Source organism: Anaerococcus sp. Marseille-Q7828 (assembly GCF_949769285.1).
In the GTDB taxonomy this organism is placed as follows: Bacteria; Bacillota; Clostridia; order Tissierellales; family Peptoniphilaceae; genus Anaerococcus.
On the sequence record NZ_OX458331.1, the window covers coordinates 1,052,285 to 1,070,898 of the forward strand.

General features: G+C 35.2%; 15 protein-coding genes. 11 read left to right on the forward strand and 4 right to left on the reverse strand.

The features are described from left to right. Positions 1-12: 12 nt before the first annotated feature. The 6 genes from QNH69_RS04950 to QNH69_RS04975 all read left to right on the forward strand — a co-directional run bounded on the left by QNH69_RS04950 (position 13) and on the right by QNH69_RS04975 (position 9,073). Positions 13-1,197 (forward strand): acetyl-CoA C-acetyltransferase, encoded by a 1,185-nt coding sequence (locus QNH69_RS04950; RefSeq protein ID WP_282929466.1) that lies wholly within the window; start codon positions 13-15, stop codon positions 1,195-1,197. 536 nt (positions 1,198-1,733) lie between these two features. Further along, positions 1,734-3,971 (forward strand): pilin N-terminal domain-containing protein, encoded by a 2,238-nt coding sequence (locus tag QNH69_RS04955; protein WP_282929467.1) that lies wholly within the window; start codon positions 1,734-1,736, stop codon positions 3,969-3,971. Positions 3,972-4,432: 461 nt separating this feature from the next. Further along, entirely contained in the window at positions 4,433-5,308 is an 876-nt protein-coding gene (locus QNH69_RS04960; RefSeq protein WP_282929468.1) for a hypothetical protein, read from the forward strand. Between the two features lie 102 nt (positions 5,309-5,410). Beyond that, a complete protein-coding gene (locus QNH69_RS04965; protein ID WP_282929469.1) occupies positions 5,411-6,694 on the forward strand; it encodes an ATP-binding protein in 1,284 nt (427 codons plus the stop codon). 10 nt (positions 6,695-6,704) lie between these two features. Then, a complete protein-coding gene (locus QNH69_RS04970; protein ID WP_282929470.1) occupies positions 6,705-7,346 on the forward strand; it encodes a hypothetical protein in 642 nt (213 codons plus the stop codon). Between the two features lie 636 nt (positions 7,347-7,982). Continuing rightward, positions 7,983-9,073, forward strand: a protein-coding gene (locus QNH69_RS04975) for an IS3 family transposase (protein WP_282930180.1) whose coding sequence is annotated in 2 segments (ribosomal slippage) — positions 7,983-8,220 and positions 8,220-9,073 — 1,092 coding nt in all. Because the reading frame shifts where the segments join, the coding sequence is not laid out codon by codon here. Between the two features lie 691 nt (positions 9,074-9,764). Here the strand turns inward: QNH69_RS04975 and QNH69_RS04980 are convergent. Then, positions 9,765-10,394 (reverse strand): Maf family protein, encoded by a 630-nt coding sequence (locus QNH69_RS04980; RefSeq protein ID WP_282929471.1) that lies wholly within the window; start codon positions 10,392-10,394, stop codon positions 9,765-9,767. A gap of 694 nt (positions 10,395-11,088) precedes the next feature. Between QNH69_RS04980 and QNH69_RS04985 the strand changes: the two genes are divergently transcribed. Continuing rightward, positions 11,089-11,355, forward strand: coding sequence for a DUF6290 family protein (locus QNH69_RS04985; protein WP_282929472.1), 267 nt, complete (start codon positions 11,089-11,091; stop codon positions 11,353-11,355). Next, positions 11,342-11,611 (forward strand): type II toxin-antitoxin system RelE/ParE family toxin, encoded by a 270-nt coding sequence (locus tag QNH69_RS04990; RefSeq protein ID WP_282929473.1) that lies wholly within the window; start codon positions 11,342-11,344, stop codon positions 11,609-11,611. The genes QNH69_RS04985 and QNH69_RS04990 overlap by 14 nt, the downstream gene beginning before the upstream one ends. 650 nt (positions 11,612-12,261) lie before the next feature. Here the strand turns inward: QNH69_RS04990 and QNH69_RS04995 are convergent. Beyond that, positions 12,262-13,239 (reverse strand): CaiB/BaiF CoA-transferase family protein, encoded by a 978-nt coding sequence (locus QNH69_RS04995; RefSeq protein WP_282929474.1) that lies wholly within the window; start codon positions 13,237-13,239, stop codon positions 12,262-12,264. 330 nt (positions 13,240-13,569) lie between these two features. On the opposite strand from QNH69_RS04995, the gene QNH69_RS05000 reads away from it, so the two are divergent. From QNH69_RS05000 to QNH69_RS05010, 3 genes are read left to right on the forward strand one after another with little or no spacing between them, the layout of a single operon-like run. Next, entirely contained in the window at positions 13,570-14,427 is an 858-nt protein-coding gene (locus tag QNH69_RS05000; protein WP_282929475.1) for a 3-hydroxyacyl-CoA dehydrogenase NAD-binding domain-containing protein, read from the forward strand. A 9-nt stretch (positions 14,428-14,436) separates the two neighbouring features. Then, positions 14,437-16,134 carry an acyl-CoA dehydrogenase family protein gene (locus QNH69_RS05005; protein ID WP_282929476.1) on the forward strand — a complete coding sequence of 566 codons (1,698 nt, stop codon included), beginning with the start codon at positions 14,437-14,439 and terminating at the stop codon, positions 16,132-16,134. 10 nt (positions 16,135-16,144) lie between these two features. Beyond that, positions 16,145-17,482, forward strand: coding sequence for an acetyl-CoA hydrolase/transferase C-terminal domain-containing protein (locus QNH69_RS05010; protein WP_282929477.1), 1,338 nt, complete (start codon positions 16,145-16,147; stop codon positions 17,480-17,482). Positions 17,483-17,534: 52 nt separating this feature from the next. Here QNH69_RS05010 and QNH69_RS05015 read toward each other — a convergent pair whose 3' ends face one another. Together QNH69_RS05015 and QNH69_RS05020 are read right to left on the reverse strand one after the other, a co-directional pair. Beyond that, positions 17,535-18,128: a hypothetical protein gene (locus QNH69_RS05015; RefSeq protein WP_282929478.1), complete on the reverse strand. Its 594-nt coding sequence runs from the start codon at positions 18,126-18,128 to the stop codon at positions 17,535-17,537. After that, on the reverse strand, positions 18,125-18,604 hold the full coding sequence (locus tag QNH69_RS05020) for an aminoacyl-tRNA deacylase (protein WP_282929479.1): 480 nt from the start codon (positions 18,602-18,604) through the stop codon (positions 18,125-18,127). The genes QNH69_RS05015 and QNH69_RS05020 overlap by 4 nt, the downstream gene beginning before the upstream one ends. Positions 18,605-18,614 lie beyond the last annotated feature (10 nt).

The following is an 18,614-nucleotide window of genomic DNA, read 5'->3' on the forward strand; positions in this document are numbered from 1 at the left end:
AAAGGAATATAAATGACTAAAAAAGTAGTAATAGCAAGTGCAGCAAGAACACCAGTAGGTTCTTACGGCGGAGCATTCAAAACAGTATCAGCTAGAGAACTAGGTGCAGTAGCAGCTAAAGAAGCAATCAAAAGAGCAGGCATCAAACCAGAAGATATAGACGAATCAATCCTAGGTTGTGTACTACAAGCAGGCAATGGCCAAAATATCGCTCGTCAAATAGCACTAGATGCAGGTATTCCAATAGAAAAACCAGCAATGACACTAAACATCGTTTGTGGTTCAGGACTAAGATCAGTATCACTAGCAGCACAAATGATTATAGCTGGCGACTGTGATGTAGTATTAGCAGGTGGTACAGAATCAATGTCACAAGCTCCATACCTACTAACAGACGAAAGATGGGGAGCAAGAATGGGAGACAAAAAAGTTGTCGATGAAATGATCAAAGACGGCCTTTGGGACGCATTCAATGACTATCACATGGGAGTAACAGCAGAAAACATCGCTGAAAAATTCGGCCTAACAAGAGAAGAACAAGACGAACTAGCAGCAACAAGCCAACAAAGAGCAGAAAAAGCACGTGCTGAAGGTAGATTCAAAGACGAAATCGTACCAGTAGAAGTAAAGGGAAGAAAAGGCAAAGTAACTGTAGTAGAAGAAGATGAATACATCAAAGAAGGCGTAACAGCTGAAGGTATAGCTAAACTAAGACCAGCATTCATCAAAGACGGTACAGTAACAGCAGCAAACGCATCAGGAATCAACGACGGTGCAGCAGCCCTAGTAGTAATGAGCGAAGAAAAAGCTAAAGAACTAGGCGTAACACCACTAGCAACAATCGTATCATACGCAACAGAAGGTGTTGATCCAAAAATCATGGGAACAGGCCCAATCCCAACAGTAAGAAAAGCTCTAGAAAAAGCTAACCTAACACTAGAAGACATCGACCTAATCGAAGCAAACGAAGCATTCGCGGCACAAGCCCTATCAGTAATCAAAGAACTAGGTCTAAACACAGACATAGTAAACGTAAACGGTGGAGCAATAGCAATCGGTCACCCAGTAGGAGCATCAGGAGCAAGAATCCTTACAACACTTCTATATGAAATGCAAAAGAGAGACTCTAAAAAAGGTATCGCAACACTTTGTATAGGTGGCGGTATGGGTACAGCAGTAGTAGTAGAAAGACCATAATAACAAAAGACCCCAAAACCCGCCCGAAAAAGGTTTTGGGGTTTTATAATGCTAAAAAGAATATTGCTATAAGACTTATAGCAAATAGCAAAAAATTTAAGTAAATAACTAAAAAAAACCACAAATATTTTATCAATATTGGCCAATTTCCCTACAATGCCTAAATTCTAGCAAAAAGGTATTGTATGTTATTTTCAAATCATATATAATATAGGAAACAAAGTAATTGTACGCACTTTACTGCGTAATCGTGTTACAAGTAGTTGAAATTTCATCAACGAATAATGTCAACCTATTACTTTCTTCTAAAGATCGACTCCGATCGAGCTAGGATATACCCTAGAAAAAATACTTGACGATTCTTCAAAGTATTTTCGAAGTTTTATCAAAAGAATCAAACATATCAGATACACCATATTTTCTCACGGGAAAATGCTAGCCTACATAACCGTAGCTACTTATGTCACATAGCGTTGGGAAAAGAAGTGTATCAAATTGCTTTTTCGCAAAATACAAGACAAAGGAGAAAAAACAAAATGAAAAAAGCAACAAATAGAATTTTGTCATTCTTAACAGCTTTTGCAATGGTAATCGGTGTACTAGTAGCTCCATTCACAAGCGCTAACGCTGCTGAAACTGGTGGAGAAACAGAACAACCAAAATCAGAAGTTACAAAAACTGTTACACTTCACAAATTAGTGATGAGCAAAGCTGATTTAGAAGCATGGAAATCAGAAGATATTGAAAAAGCTGGTTATGACGGATCTCAAAACACTGACCAATTAAAAGCTTTATTAGAAGGCAAAACTCTTAATGAGGTAGCAGGAGTATACTTTGCATTCAAAGATAAAGATGGATATGTAACCATTAAAGAAGGTGAAACTACAGAATATGGTAGAGTAGCTTCTTTAGATGCACAATTACCAGAAGGATTTAAACTTCTTGCAGGAAAAACTGAAGCTGCTGGTATTACATTTAATACAAGCGGATTAAAAGGTGACTTCACAATCGAAGAAATCCACGAAAAATCTTCATATGTAGGTGAAGAAGGCGAAGCAATCACAGACAGCAAAGCTGTTCCAGTAAAAATTACACTTCCATTAGTAAACAATGAGGGTGTTGTTGAAGATGCTCACGTTTATCCAAAGAACACAGAAGAAAAACCACAAATTGACAAAAACTTCAAAAAAGACAACAAAGTTTTAACAAATGCTGAGGGAAATTTTGATGAGTACTATACAGATGAAGAAAAAACTGCTGGTGCTCAAACAGGCGATATCAATCATGGCGCTGATTACGATAATTACAATAAGAAAAAATTAATTGCTAACGGTGAAATTGGTAAAAATATTCCTTATGAAGTTAAAACAAAAATCCCAGCAAAATCTAACCTAAAATTAGCTAAATGGGACGATAATATGTCAGCAGGTCTTACTTATAATAAAGATTTAAAACTAACAATAGCTGATAAAGAAATTAAAAACACTGAAGAAACTACTTACTACACTATAAAAGAAACAGACAGTGGTTTTGTTCTTAGACTAGAAGAAGCAGGTCTTGATCTAGTAAATAATAAAGATGAAGCTGTAGAAGTTAAACTAGTTTATTCAGCAACAGTAAATAGCGATGCTATAGCAGACATTCCAGAAACAAACGACGTTAAGTTCAATTATGGCAATAACCCATCAAAAGAGACAGAACCAGTTCCTGGCAAGCCAAATACAGATGGCGAACTAAAAGTTGAGAAAACTTGGGACGACGGAGTATGGGCAGAAGGAGAAAGTGCTACTTTCGAACTTAGAGACGCTGAAACTGGTAGAAAAATAACAGCAGATGACCTTGTAGAACCAGAAGATGAAGCTGCAAAAGCAGAATTTAAAGAATATAAGAAAAACTTTAATGCAGAAGTAACAATAGGTTACCCAGGAAAAGATGCTGATGGAAAAGATGTATCAAAAACATCAGATTCTTGGAAATATCTAAATCCAGATAAACAATATATCGCAGTAGAAACAAAATCCACATCTCCATCAGACGTTGAATACGTACAAGGTGAAGACGGAACATTAAAAGCAACAAACCACAAATCAAACAACCCAAAACCACTAAACCCAACAGAACCAAAAGTTGTACTAGGTGGTAAGAAATTTGTAAAAACTAACCAAGATGGTAAAGAAAGACTAGCTGGAGCAGAATTCTACGTTAAAAACGCAGAAGGTAAATACCTAGTAGCAGATCAAAAAGATGCAACTAAAGTAACAGAAGCTAAAAATGCTCTTGATGAAGCAGTAAAAGCTTACAATGCACTAGATGCAGATAAACAAACAGATGAAGAAAAAGCAAAAGTAACTGCTGCTCAAGAAGCTTACAACAAAGCTTTCAAAGAAAATGCAACAGCTTACAAATGGGAAGATGCTAACACAAATGCAGTAGTATTAACATCTGACGGACAAGGTAAGTTTGAAATCTCTGGTCTTGAATATGGTTCATACAAACTTGAAGAAAAAACTGCTCCAAAAGGATACGCTAAACTAAACGGCGAAATCGACTTTACAGTAGCAAAAGATACTTATAAAGGTACAGCAGAAGAGTTTAAGTATGAAGTTGAAGTTAAAGAAGGCGAAACACAAACTTATGGTAAACAAGTACCAAACAAGAAAGTATCAATCCCACAAACAGGTGGAATCGGATCACTAATCTTTATCGTAGCAGGTCTAGCAATCATGGGTGTTGCATTCGTAGCTATGAAAAAAAGAAACGCTGTAGAAGCTTAATCGCTGATATAGTAACAAAAAACTAAATAAGAAAAAGCAATAAGAGAGCTCAGGACAAAAATCCTGAGCCCTTTTTTTTCTTGACCTAACCCAATTCTCCGCAGGAGAATTGATGGTAGGTCAAATGTCGCGAAATAGAAATCTTCGATTTCGTTCTGGAGCCGACCTTGTCTAACCCCATCGCACAAAGTGGGATGGAAGGTAGGTTAAATGTCTCGAAGTCCAAAAGCAGGCTGCCCGCCACATACAGGGCGATTTGGCAAACGGAGCCGACTCTTTTCTAACCCCAGTCCCATCATCTAGGGTGACAAATTGAAAATTTGTCATCTTCGAGATGAACGAACGTGAATCCGAAGAACTAAGCGAAAAAGATAGAATATCTTTTGAGAGGATAAGTGGGATGGTAGGTAGGTCAAATGTCAGTTAATCAAATCAACTGCAATATAATAAGGAGATAATAAATGATTAGTATTTGTATCACGCAGTTACTGTTATTTGTATTAAATATACTTATTTTAATAACATCTAAGGATAATTTCACAATATTTGATGCAACAAATTTACTGATATTAGCAATTCTAATTATTATATTTATATTAATTATAAGTTATGAATATAGAATAGAATTAAGAAAAGAATCTGCAGAATCTTTTTTTGTATTATCAGTTATGTCGTTTAATGTACTAGTTTCTCTTATATATATACTAACATTCTTTCAGCATAAAATAAATTTTATAGATAATAATATTGAAATATTAGTTAGATTTTTGTTTTATGTCTTTGTACCAATTATTATATTAAGATTAGCTAGAAAAAATTTTTTGAAAATTTCATTTTTTACTGAGATCAAATTTATTTTATTATTTCTTGTTATTGGATATATCGCATTGCTAGATTCAGATTTATTTAATTCATTATTTATTTTATTTTTTATAGCTTGTAAAAGATTAGATAGAGAAGAAATTAGTGTGTTGTATAACAGAAATAATAATGGTAAAAAAATCAATAATAAAAATCAAAATCTTAATGAAGATAATAACTTTTTAAAGGAATTTTCAAATGATAAAAATTTTTATGATCTATTTTTTGCCTTTCTTTATTTATCATTATATTTATCTATACACTGTGGTTTAGCTTACTTAGTATTTGGGCCCTATGAAGGTGTAAAATGTCCTGATAATATAATGTATTCAATTTATGTGGGAGTAAATATTCTTTTAAATATGGAGATTTTTGTTGGATTGTACAGCTGGAAAAAACTCAGAAGAAGACTTACTAAATCTTTTTCTAATTTCATAAATAAAATAATCAATGATATTAATATTATAATTAGCTAATGTTTTGTTAAGAGATAAGTGTTCTTTCAATACATCAATGGTTGTTCGTTGTGAACAGATAATTGGATTCAAAATATGGTATAATTTTCTTAAGGAGTAATTATGAAACTATATTTGGAAAATATTGGGAGATTATCCAATACTGAAATAATTATAGACGGTATAACTGTTATAGCAGGCAAAAATGGTACTGGGAAAAGTACAGTAGGCAAATCATTATATAGTATGTTTTATAGTTTTTATGACTATAAGGAAAAAATCGATGATTTGCGTAAGAATATGATTATTTCTGAAATCAGAAGACGTACTAGCTCATTTTTCATTAGAAGTATAAACGGGGATTTAATAAATTCATTTTTGATAAATCTATATGAAAATAGGAACGAGTATAGAGAAGATGATGAAAAACTTAAAAAACATATTATTGAATTTCTTAATGAGGTAGATAGTCTTAAAGAATACAATATACCAAGCAAATCTTCTTCTGATGATGAGGTTGATCAGGAATTGATTGATGCTGTATTAGAAATATTATTTATGAATGATGATAAGTTACTTTCCTATATAATCAAACAAACTTTTTCTTATGAATTTAATAATCAAATTAAGAATTTAGCTAATATTGATAAAAATTCTGTGATAGACGTACAGATTAAAGATACTAATTTGAGAGTTAATATAAATGAGAGTAACAATTTTTCAGTAAATAACCCTATTTTAATTAACAAGAAAATAGTTTATATAGATGATCCGTATATCGTTGATGAAATTTCAATATATCCTTATTATGATCAATCAATATTAGATTTTAATAATCATAGAGATGATTTGATTAATTTATTGAACAAAGATAAAAGTCCCTCAAGCTTATTGATAGATGAAAGTCTATCAATAATTGATGATCATTTGAATAAGGCCAGCAAAATTAATATTTTAAAGAGTAATGATAGATATTTTTATAACTCAGAAGATGATGATCAAGGTAAAATAGATATTAAAAATGCCTCAACAGGTTTAAAAACTTTTATTATTATAAAAATGTTACTTGAGAATGGTTCTTTGCAAAAGAATGGAACTATAATATTAGATGAGCCTGAAACACATCTACATCCCGATTGGCAAATAATCTTTGCTGAACTGATTGTTTTATTGAACAAATATCTAGGTATGCATATTTTGATAAATAGCCATAGCCCGTATTTTGTGAGGGCAATAGAGGTTTATTCTGCAAAACACGAGGTGGCTGATAAATGCAGATATTATCTATCCTATAATAATCATGATACTGGTTTGTCTGATATCAAAGAGGTTAGTGAGTCAATAGATGAAATATATTCTAAACTTGCTGAAGCTTTTGATATTTTAGAGCAAGATAGTGTAAACTAAGTGATTGCTTATGGATAGGATATATTTAGAAGATGTCATTGTAGATTTTTTTGATTATGAGTATTGCAGAGATTTTGATCTTGTGGAAATATTTAGTGATTATTCAAGAACTTCCTATGATGATAATGCTAGCGTGAGTCTGATTGATTCCAATGAAGCTTGCTTTGATTTTGATAAAATCAAAGAATTTTATATACAGAAACATAATAAGAAACACAAACTTATAAGCAATAGAAAAAATCCAGGGGCTAAGTTCACGTTTTTAAGAGACTATAGTTCTAATGATGCAATTAAGAAAATTGATGGGATGGATTTTTTTGTGGAATTCAAAAATGAAGCCAGCCCTAAGAAAAATAAGATTGAAAGCAAGATTAGAGAATCGATGTTGATTTATCTGGATATCATGGATGTGAAGATTTCGTATACTAGAGAAAATTTGGGATATATTTTGGTGTACAATCCTAGTAAAAGCAATAAAGATACTAACGTGGTTGGTCAACATAAAAATTTCGATATTATTCAAGGAAAAATAAAATCATTTGCTAAAGAAAAAGTTGACAAATTCGGTTTGGTATCAAATTATGAAGACTTTTATTTTAAAGAAGTCAAGGTTCTTTCAAAGGAAGAGTTTACAAGGATTTATAATTTATAGAAACCAATAGCACTTTTTTGCAGTAGATATTTCACATCTGCTCATTGTGGTAACGTTGTGTGAGTATGTAAAATCTTGCTACATCTTCGTCCTGTCATCCTCGAGGGAAGTCCTACAAGGACTGACCGAAGGATCCTTAAGGAATGCACTCAACAAGGGGATTCTTCGCCTTTGACTCAGAATGACAGTGGGTTTGGGGCAGAACAACAGTGAGACTTATCATTCTTCATGGACACTCCCCACCCTGTCATCCTCGAGGGAGAAACACGACCGAAGGATCTCATAAAGCACCGCTAATCCAGGAGATTCTTCGCATCCGCTCAGAATGACAGGCGGGTAGCTAGGATCTACGCTCTCCCCCTGTCATCCTAGAGGGAGTGAATACGACCGAAGAATCCCATAAAGCACCGCTAGTCTAGGAGATTCTTCGCATCCGCTCAGAATGACAGGCGGGTAGCTAGGATCTACGCTCTCCCCCTGTCATCCTAGAGGGAGTGAATACGACCGAAGGATCCCATTGGTAAGGATACAGTAAATAGTACAATTTAAAATCGAATATCTGATACAATAAATAATAAGAAATCAAAGGGGGATTTTAAATTGGCTAGACACTACGAAGAAGACTTCAAGAAACAGATGGTAGAAATCTTTAACCAAGGTAACTACACATATAAAAAATTGGGAGAAGAATACGACATAGCACCATCAACAATAAGAGATTGGGTTAATAGATACAACAACTCAAATTCCTTCGACATTGATGATAATAGAACAGAAGAAGAAAAGGAATTAATCAAACTAAGAAAAAAAGTAAAACAGCTTGAAATGGAAAATGATATTTTAAAGCAAGCTGCACTACTACTAGGCAAAAAGTAAAGCTCATAATCTCAAATAGGGATAAATACAGTACTAGTGCAATGTGTAAGTTTTTAGGTATACCAAGAAGTTTAATATACTATCATCTAAACAAAAAAGAATCAAAATATAACCTAAAAACCGAAGAGCTTTTAGAAGAAAAAATCAAAGAAATATTCAGGAAAAGTAAAAATGCATATGGATCAAGAAAAATCAAAGTAGAGTTGGAAAAACAAGATATCATAGTATCACGAAGAAAAATATGCAGAATAATGAAAAAACATGCCTTAGTATCAAGCTATACAGTAAAACAATACAAGGTAGAAAAAACCACATGTAACAATAAAAAGATTAATAACAAGATAGATAGACAATTTGACAATAGGCCATCTTTACAAGCATGTGTAAGTGACTTAACTTACGTAAGAGTAGGAAATAGTTGGAACTACATCTGTGCAATAATAGATTTACACAATCGAGAAATAATAGGATATGCAGCAGGAAAAAATAAGAGCGCAGATTTAGTAAAAGAAGCAATATATTCAATCAAGTACCCATTAAATAAAATAAAAATATTTCACACAGATAGAGGACGAGAATTTGACAACAAAAGCATAGATAAAATTCTAGACATATTTGGCATAGAAAGATCCTTAAGTGGAAAGGGAAGTCCATATGATAATGCAGTAGCTGAAGCATTTAATAAGGTGATGAAAACAGAATTTGTTTATCAGAAAGAATTTAAAAACTTAAAACAACTAAAATTAGAACTATCAGAATATGTTTATTGGTACAACAACCTAAGAATCCATGGATCCTTAGGTTACTTGTCACCAGTTAAATATAGAAACCAAATCTTAGCTAGTAACTAGTTAAAATTATAATGGTGCGTTCGATTTTAGATTGTACAAATAGGTGTTGACAATCCACATAAAGCACCGCTAATCTAGGAGATTCTTCGCATCCGCTCAGAATGACAGGCGGGTAGCTAGGATCTACGCTCTCCACTTGTCATCCTCGAGGGAAGTCCTACAAGGACTGACCGAAGGATCTTTCTTAGCACATTTCCCTATTTTAGTAAATGCTTTCCCTACTAGTGTTCTCTAATAAAACTCTCAATTTACTCGCTCTATGATAATTAAAAATCTGTTTATAAGGGTGCTATTATTATCAAAATTGCTTTTAAGGCAGATAGGACGTATAATGTTATTAACCATGATTTCGAGAATTATTGCATGGTATGATATAAAAAGGACGAGCCCCACGCTCGTCCTTTTTATATGCTAATTATCATCTTTATGCAATCTATCCATTTGCGTATATAGTCCGCTATGATGGATGCAATGATTTCGAGAATCACTCGCATAGTATCACCTCCTCTCATGCTATAAGAGTTGATGATAACATATTAATTATATCACATTTGTTATACATTAATTACAAGAAACATAACCCGAATTCCACATTCACACAACATGATAGTGCTCTGAAAGTTTTATCGCTTTATATTATCTCCTGCCCTGTCATCCTCTAGGCACATAAGTTTAGAAATTCCTTGTAGCTTTACTTATATATCCTATAGCTCACTTCAGCTACAGGTAGTCCTATTATAGTGTTTATATCTCCACTTATTCTTTTTACAAATCTAGGGTCTAGGTCTTGGATGCCATAGGCTCCAGCCTTGTCCATTATATTTTCTTCTTTCAGATATTCGTTAATCACACTTGAAAGTTCTTCATAGAAGTTAACAAATTCTACTTCAGCTATGGTATAGAAAGTATTTTCATAATCTTTCATTTTAAGGCAAACACTGGTTATGACGTGGTGAGTTTTGCCAAAGTAAGATAGGAACATTTGACGTGCTTTATCTAAGTTGCGGGGTTTGTTGTATATTTGATCATCCATTACTACCATAGTGTCAGCTGATATGTACATGGTATTATTCTCCATTTCAATGTTGGACTTGGCACGGCTTATTTGACAGCAAGTCATTCCAACACGATGGATAAATTCTTCGTTCTTGTATTTTTCCATATAATGCTTTTCTATTGTTCTTTCATCAATGTTAGTTTTACATATTTGTGGGTTTAAAAAACTTAATAAACTTGCCCTACGGGGTGATCCACTTAGTAGGATATAGTTCTCTATTGGATCTTTCTTACCGGTTTCTATGAAGTCGTAGATGTAGTTCATATTAGCTCCTTTGATACTATTAGTCTAAGAATGTTATTTTTTATGTTCTGACCAAATTGTATTTCTTTTATGAGTATTGTATTATTTGCATGTATGGATGCAAATCAAGAAGGCGAGATTATTGTATTACCAATACCCTGTCATCCTTCTTGACCTATCCCAATTTCGTTTTATGAAATTGATGGAAGGTCAAATGTCGCGGAGTCCAAATCTATATGATTTGGCTAACGGAGCCGATTGAGGCCACAGGCCGTAGGATCTCACAAAGTGCAGTTCATCCAGGAGATTCTTCGCATCCGCTCAGAATGACAGGTGGGTGGGCAGTATTAACGATATTGGTAAAAAAGAACGACGATTCCAACTTGTCATCCTCGAGGGAAGTCCTACAAGGACTGACCGAAGGATCCCTCAGGAATGTATTCAATAAGGGGATTCTTCGCCTTTGGCTCAGAATGACAGGGTGGGGAGGATAGTATTAACGCTACTGATAGAACAAAAGATCGATGCTTCCAACTTGTCATCCTCGAGGGAGTAATAAGCCGTCCGCTCGCTCTAGGACCGACCGAAGGATCTTTATAAACAACCTTTTCTAAATCTGAATCATATCCTTTCACCACTAATTCTAATTGACTTATACCACTTTCCAAGTATATTAATTACACAAAGTGTGTATAATGTGTACCAGGAGATATTTATGATTAGAAAAAATATAACATTAACTAAAGAACAGAATAATTTGATAGAAAAAGCTGCTAAGATTAAAGGTGTATCTTTTTCTGAATTCTTACGCAATTCTGCTATTAATGAAATTAAACGTCAAAATGAACTAGATTTGGCAGAATTCTTAAAAGCTAATTGTAAAAATGCAAGCGATGAAGAGCAAAAAGAATTTGAATCAATGGGTTTTGAATCCTATGATATGGGCGATTTTGAGGAGATTTCATTAGATGAACTCCTATAAGGTTAAATACCACAAAAAAGCTAAGAAATTCATAAAGACCCATGGCAAAGATGGTCTAAGATTCTACAAGGCTTTTGCAGAAATGGCTGAAAATAAAGAAAATTCCTATAAATACGATATTGTGACCTATAAGAGCAAGGATAACAATATGTTTAGGCTAAGAATTGGAAAATACAGGGCGATTTTCAAAGTTGTTGATGATGAGATTATAATTTACGTCTTGAATATTGATAGCAGGGGAGATATTTATAAGTAGTGATAAAAAATCACAAGTAATTAAATATGACATTTTGAAGTAGCTTTGTGGGGAATTTATTTGTATAGGAGATTCTTCGCCTTTGGCTCAGAATGGCAGTGGGTGTTAGGGAAGAACAACAGTAAGACTTATCAATCTTCATGGACACTCCCTCTCTGTCATCCTCGAGGGAACGAATGCGACCGAAGGATCTCATAAAGTAACGTTCAGCCAGGGGATTCTTCGCATCCGCTCAGAATGACAGGTAGTGGTTGGTTGTGTTTACGCTTTTCCCCGTTGTCATCCTGAGGCCGCAGGCCGTAGGATCTCGCGAAGTACCCTTCATCCAGGGGATTCTTCGCCTTTGGCTCAGAATGACAGTGGGATGGGTTGGATTGACGCTCCTCCTTTTGTCATCCTTCTTGATCTATCCCAATTTCGTTTTATGAAATTGATGGAAGGTCAAATGTCGCGAAGACCAGAAGCAGGCCGCCCGCCACATACAGGGCGATTTGGCTAACGTAGCCTACCGAGGGAGTGAACACGACCGAAGGATCTTTTCTTAGAACCATTCCTTTTATCCATATTTTAAAAATCGACTATTACTATAATATAACATCCAAGCAAAAAAGGTGATGGTGTATTTTTACACTCATCACCTTTTTTATATCTTAATTTTTAAATTTGATTGGGTTTGCGTAGGTTAGGATTTCTTCTCCTTTTATATTTACCTTTTGGGTAGATGATCTTTCTTTTGTATTTTCGCTATCTACTAGGGCTTCTGTGACTGATAGGACTGGTTCTACGCAGGCGTCTTTTTCTTTGAATATTTGGACCCATTCGTCAAATGTTTTGGATTTGATATCTTCTATGATTTGTTCTTTGTATTGGCCAGCTGATTCTATTGTGACTCCTTTTTCTAGCCAATCTTCGTGGCCCAATACTTCTAGTAGTGTTTTGAAGAATTTGCCTTCTACTGATCCTATGGATATATATCTACCGTCTTTTGTTTGGTAGAAGTCATATATACCGCTACCATTTAGCCAGTGGCACTCTCTAGTAGGATTGTTCTTATCTAGCATAGCTCCTGCGCCAAGCATTGAGTTTAATGGTATGAGTGAATCTAGGATTCCGACGTCTATGAATATAGACTTGCCATTTTCTTTTCTCTTGTTGTGGGCTGCTAGTATTCCTATGATGGCGTTTAGTGATGATGCAATATCTCCAATTTGGCTACCGTATAGGACTGGACCAGATTCTTTTCTACCAGAGAAGCTTGCCACGCCGGATAAGGCTAGGTAGTTGATATCATGGCCTGCTCTGTCTTTGTATGGACCGTTTTGTCCGTAACCAGATAGGGAGCAATAGATGATGTCTGGGGCAAATTCTTTGACTTCGTCATATGATAGGCCAAATTTTGCCATAGTTCCTGGTCTAAATTGTTCTATGATACAGTTATAACCTTCTTCTTTTATCAAGCGTTTTACTTCATTTACCCCATCTTCTGATTTTAGGTCTAGGAATATTTCATCTTTGGCATGGTTCATCCATGCGTAGTTTGCGCTAACTCCATTTGATGTTTTTGGTTCCATTTCCAAAACTAGGTCAGGTCTGTTTGGAGCAGATATTTTTGTTACTTTTGCTCCCATTTCAGCAAGTTACCAGGTAGCATATGGTCCAGGCAATAGTGTTGTGAAGTCCAAAATTTTTAAATCATCTAGTAAGTTCATTGATCCTCCTAACGTTTTCTTACACTTTTAAAATTTTGTGAATTGTTGTCTTTTATAGTTTGCTAACTATACTAATAGGTAAATTACCCTTTATCATCGAAAATCAAACACATACTAAAGTTTATATTATAAAATTTATAAAAAAATGTCCTATAATGAAAATGTTTGTAGGTTTTTGAAATAATTGGGTATATGTATAAGGAAAACAATTTAACTAGACAAAATAAAGATTTTAAGGAGTTTAAAAAAATGGACGTGAAAAAAGTTTTAGTTGTTGGCGCAGGTCAAATGGGCGGAGGAATTGCACAAGTTTTTGCCCAATCAGGTTTTGAAGTATTGTTATACGATTCATTTGAGGGAGCAGTAGAGAAAAGAATCGACTTCATTACCAGTATTCTAGATAAGGATGTTAAAAAAGAAAAGAAAACTCAAGAAGAAAGAGATAAAGCTCTTGCAAATATCAAAGAATGTAAAGAGTTAAGCGAAGCTAGCGATGTAGATGTAGTTGTTGAAGCTATTATTGAAAACTTGGATACAAAAGGTGAACTTTACAAAAATCTTGGCGAAATAGTAAGTGACGATTGTATCATGGCTTCAAATACATCATCTCTTCCAATAACTGAGCTTGCAAGCCGTTATAAGAACCCTGAGAAATTTATCGGTATGCATTTCATGAACCCGGTTCCTGTGATGAAACTTGTTGAAATTATTAGAGGATTACAAACTTCTGATGAAACTTACCAAGTGATTCATGACCTATCTGAAGCTATAGGCAAGGTTCCAGTTGTATGTAATGACGTTCCTGGATTTATTTCTAACAGGGTTCTTCAAGTTTACATCAATGAAGCAATTTCTTGCTTAAACGAGGGTGTAGCTAGTGCAGAAAATATCGACACTATTATGAAACTTGCAACAAATAACCCAATGGGCCCACTAGAATTGGCTGACTTCATCGGTCTTGATACTGTTAAGTATATACTTGATGTACTTTATGAGGGATATGGAGATCCAAAATATGCACCAAATCCACTTCTTAAAAACTATGTAAGAGCTGGTTGGTTGGGCAAGAAGACAGGCAAGGGTTTCTACGATTACGAGAATAAATAATTGGGGGATATGACGATGATTAATATGGATTACTTACTAACAGAAGAGCAAAAAGCCTTTAGATATGAAGTTAGGGATTTTGTAGAAAAGAAGATTAAACCAAATGCTTTTGATTGGGATGTAAACGATGTTTTCCCACTAGAAGTTATCAAGGAAATGGGCGAAAAAGGTTGGCTAGGTTTGCCTTGGCCAAAAGAATACGGTGGCATGGGCAAAAGCTTCCTAGAATATGCTATCCTTGTTGAAGAAATTTCTAGGGTTGATGCAGGTGTTGGCGTATTTATGTCAGTTCACTCATCAGCAGCAACTAGCCCAATATATGATTGGGGTACAGAAGAACAAAAGAAATACTGGATCCCACAACTTGCTAGTGGAGAAAAACTAGGAGCCTTTGTTTTGACAGAATCTGACGCGGGATCTGATGCTGGTGGCCTACAAACAAGCGCAGTACTAGATGGAGATGAATTTGTCATCAATGGCGAAAAGATCTACATCACCAACGCACCATATGCAGATATCTATATAGTATTTGCCCTAACAACTCCAGGTATTGGAACCAAGGGCATCACAGCCTTTATAGTAGAAAAAGGCACCCCAGGTTTTGAGATTCCAGATACCTACAGCAAAATGGGCTTACACTCATCATCTACAGGAAGATTGACCTTTAATAATGTGAAAATTCCAAAAGAAAACCAACTAGGTCCTGAAGGAAAAGGATTCAATATAGCCATGACAACCCTAAACGGTGGAAGAATCGGTATAGGATCACAATCTTTAGGTATAGCTCAAGGTGCATTGGAAGAAGCAATCAATCACACCAAGTCAAGATACCAATTTGGTAAGCCTCTAGCAGCAATCCAAGATATCCAATTTAAGATCGCTGATATGGGAACAAGAGTAAACGCAGCAAGACATATGGTTTATACAGCTGCAAAGATGAAGGATGAAAAACTTGACTTCCTAGAAGCAGCAGCTATGGCAAAACTATTTGCATCTGAAACAGCAGGTTATATCACAGACCAAGCATTGCAAATGCACGGTGGTTCTGGCTACATCAGTGGTATTCCAATAGAAAGAATGTACAGAGATACCAGAGTAAATAGAATCTACGAAGGTGCATCAGAAGTCCAAAAAATAGTAATCTCTAGATCAATGATAGGTAAACTTGGTGGAGATTCTAAGGACAAAAAAGATACAAAGAAAGCTAAAAGAAAAATAACTGGTGAGCGTAAAAACGTTATTATAAACGAAGGTTCTCCAGAAGAAAAAGTAGATAAACTTATAGAAGCAATAGGAGCCGAAAATCTAAAGGCAGAAAAAGTTGATATCAATGGACCAATAAGCGATGCCAAAAATGTTGTAGCCTTTGGTATGGGCCTAGAAAAAGAAGAAGACATGGAACTTATAAACGAGCTTGCAAACGAGACAGGATCTATAGTAAGCGCTTCTAGACCAATAGCAGAAAGCAGAAAATGGATTGGTATAGATAGATATATAGGACTTTCTGGCCAAAACTTCCCAGGCCAAAGATATATCGGAGTGGGAATCTCTGGTCAAGTTCAACACTTGTTGGGCCTAAAGGAAACTGACGAGATCATAGTAATAAACAACAATCCAAATGCACCATTCTTTGCAGAAGCAGACTACGGTATAGTGGGCGATTACAAGGAAATTCTTCCAGTATTAATAGAGAAATTAAGGGGTTAACTAAAGCTATATGACTTATCAAGACAAATACCAAGAAAAATTAATAACAGTTGATCAGGCAGTAGACTTAGTCAAAGACGATATGAACATAGACTATGGTTGGTCTATATCAACATCTAGATACTTTGATAAAGCTTTGGCAAAAAGATTAGGTGAATTTAACAACATCCACATACGTGGAGGTTGTGAGCTAACAGAACCTGCTGTATTTGCCGCAGATCCAGAAAACGAACACTTTACCTATACTTGCTATCACGGCCTTGGAGCTATGAGAAATGTCCTCAAAACTGGCCAAGCTTTCTATGCACCAATGAAATATTCTGAGCTGCCATCATACTTTGAGAGAGGATATCTAACAACAGATATCTATGTGATGCAAGTAACTCCAATGGATAAAGATGGATACTTCAACTTTGGTCTATCAGGATCATACACCAGAGCAGGCTTTGAAACTTCTGATATAGTAATACTAGAAATCAATGAAAGTATGCCAAGAGTTTCTGGTGGATCTGATGCCAATATCCACATAGACGAGGTTGACTATATCATCGAAGGCGACAACCCAGAACTTAAGGGCATACCAAATATGGGCTATGGAGAACTTGAAGAAAAGGTAGCAGAGCTAGTAGTGCCAGAAATAGTAGACGGTGCTACAATCCAAATCGGTGTTGGAAACCTACCAAATGCTATAGTTTCACTATTGGCCAAATCTGATGTAAAAGACTTAGGCTGCCATACAGAGCTATTTGTAGACGGTTTCCTTGATTTGATCAAGGCAGGTAAGGTAACTGGTATGAGAAAGAAACTAGACAGGGGTAACCACGTATTTACCTTTGCCTTAGGAAGCCACGAACTTTACGATTATATGGAAAACAACCCACAATGCATCGTAAGAAGCGTTGACTATGTAAACAGCCCATCAGTCATTAATCAATTTGACAACTTTGTAAGTATCAATGGAGCCATCCAAATCGACTTGCAAGGTGAAGTATCTTCCGAATCAGTAGGATATAGACATATATCTGGTTCAGGTGGAGCCCTAGACTTTATGCTTGGAGCATACGAATCCAAGGGTGGTAAGTCCTTTGTAACCTTGCTATCAGCAAGAGAAGGATCAGATGGCAAGCTAGTATCAAACATAGTACCAAACTTTGCAACAGGAACCATGGTAACAGGTACACGTGCCAACACTCACTACATTGCAACAGAGCAAGGTCTAGTTAACCTAAAAGGTAAGTCCGTATGGCAAAGAACCGAAGATATCATATCAATTGCTCACCCACAATTTAGAGATGAGCTAATCAAAGAGGCAGAAAGAATGAAAATTTGGAGAAAATCTAATAAGTAATCCACAAAAAGAAAAAATCGGGCCAATTGACCCGATTTTTGTTTTGAAATTATTAAATGGAACTTGGAGTTTTGAGTGTGTTTGCTAGTTCATAAATTGCCATAATATCGTCCTTTTTTGCTGGATGATTGTCTATTACATATTGGCATAGGTCAAGCATCCAGACCACAACATATTTGGATAAATAAAAGCCTTGGATTCCATTTGCAAGAATCGACCTTCTGCCATTTTTGACTATATCATCCCTCATTTGGGCAAAATACTTAGTGAAGTGTTCGTTGGATTTTTTGTCAAGTATTAATGTCTCTATCAGAACTATAAGGGAATCTAGGTACTTTTGGTCGATAGGGTTTATCCTAAATTCTATATTGTTTTGTTCGTTTAAGTATATATCTTCCTCAACTTGGTAATTTTTATAGGCTTTTTTGTACTCTTCTATATCAAAATTTGCAAAAAAATGGGGATATAGGCCGTAGGGAAACTTTGATTTTTCTATTGTTTTGCCCAAATATTCTAGTTCATTTTTCCCACTGTCAAACGAAGCTATAAATATGGGCGATAGGATCACCAAAAGTTTTAAATTATTGTTTTCTTCATCATTTGTGAAGATTAGTTTTGTATAGTCTTTATTTTTTTCTATATTCATTGGATTACATCAAAAAACTTTGCACCATTTGCTTTTGCCAAGTCTTCTGCCTTTAATTTGAGCCCGTGACCAACTTTTCCTGCCGAAATTTTTATATATGGTAGGTCTTTTGCACTAGCATCTATGACTACTGGATAGTCTTTTTTCATGGCAAGGGAGGTTGTTGCACCTCTTTCATAGCCTACTTTAGATTTTAATTCTTTTAGCGGCAACATTTCCAATTTTTTGACACCTAGGCATTTGGCAGCTTTTTTGAAATTTATATTTGCTTTCCCAGGTATGACAAAGATATATATGTCCTTGGTGTTTGATACGGTTGCCAAGGTTTTGTATATGTAGTGTATGTCCTGGTGGGTCTTTTCTGAAAGGTCTACCGATGATACAAAATCTCCCTCCAAGCCATAGTCTTGGTGGTCATATTCGATATTTAAGTTGTCTAATATTCTCATTGCATTTGTTTTTATTTCTTTTTTCATAAAATCACTT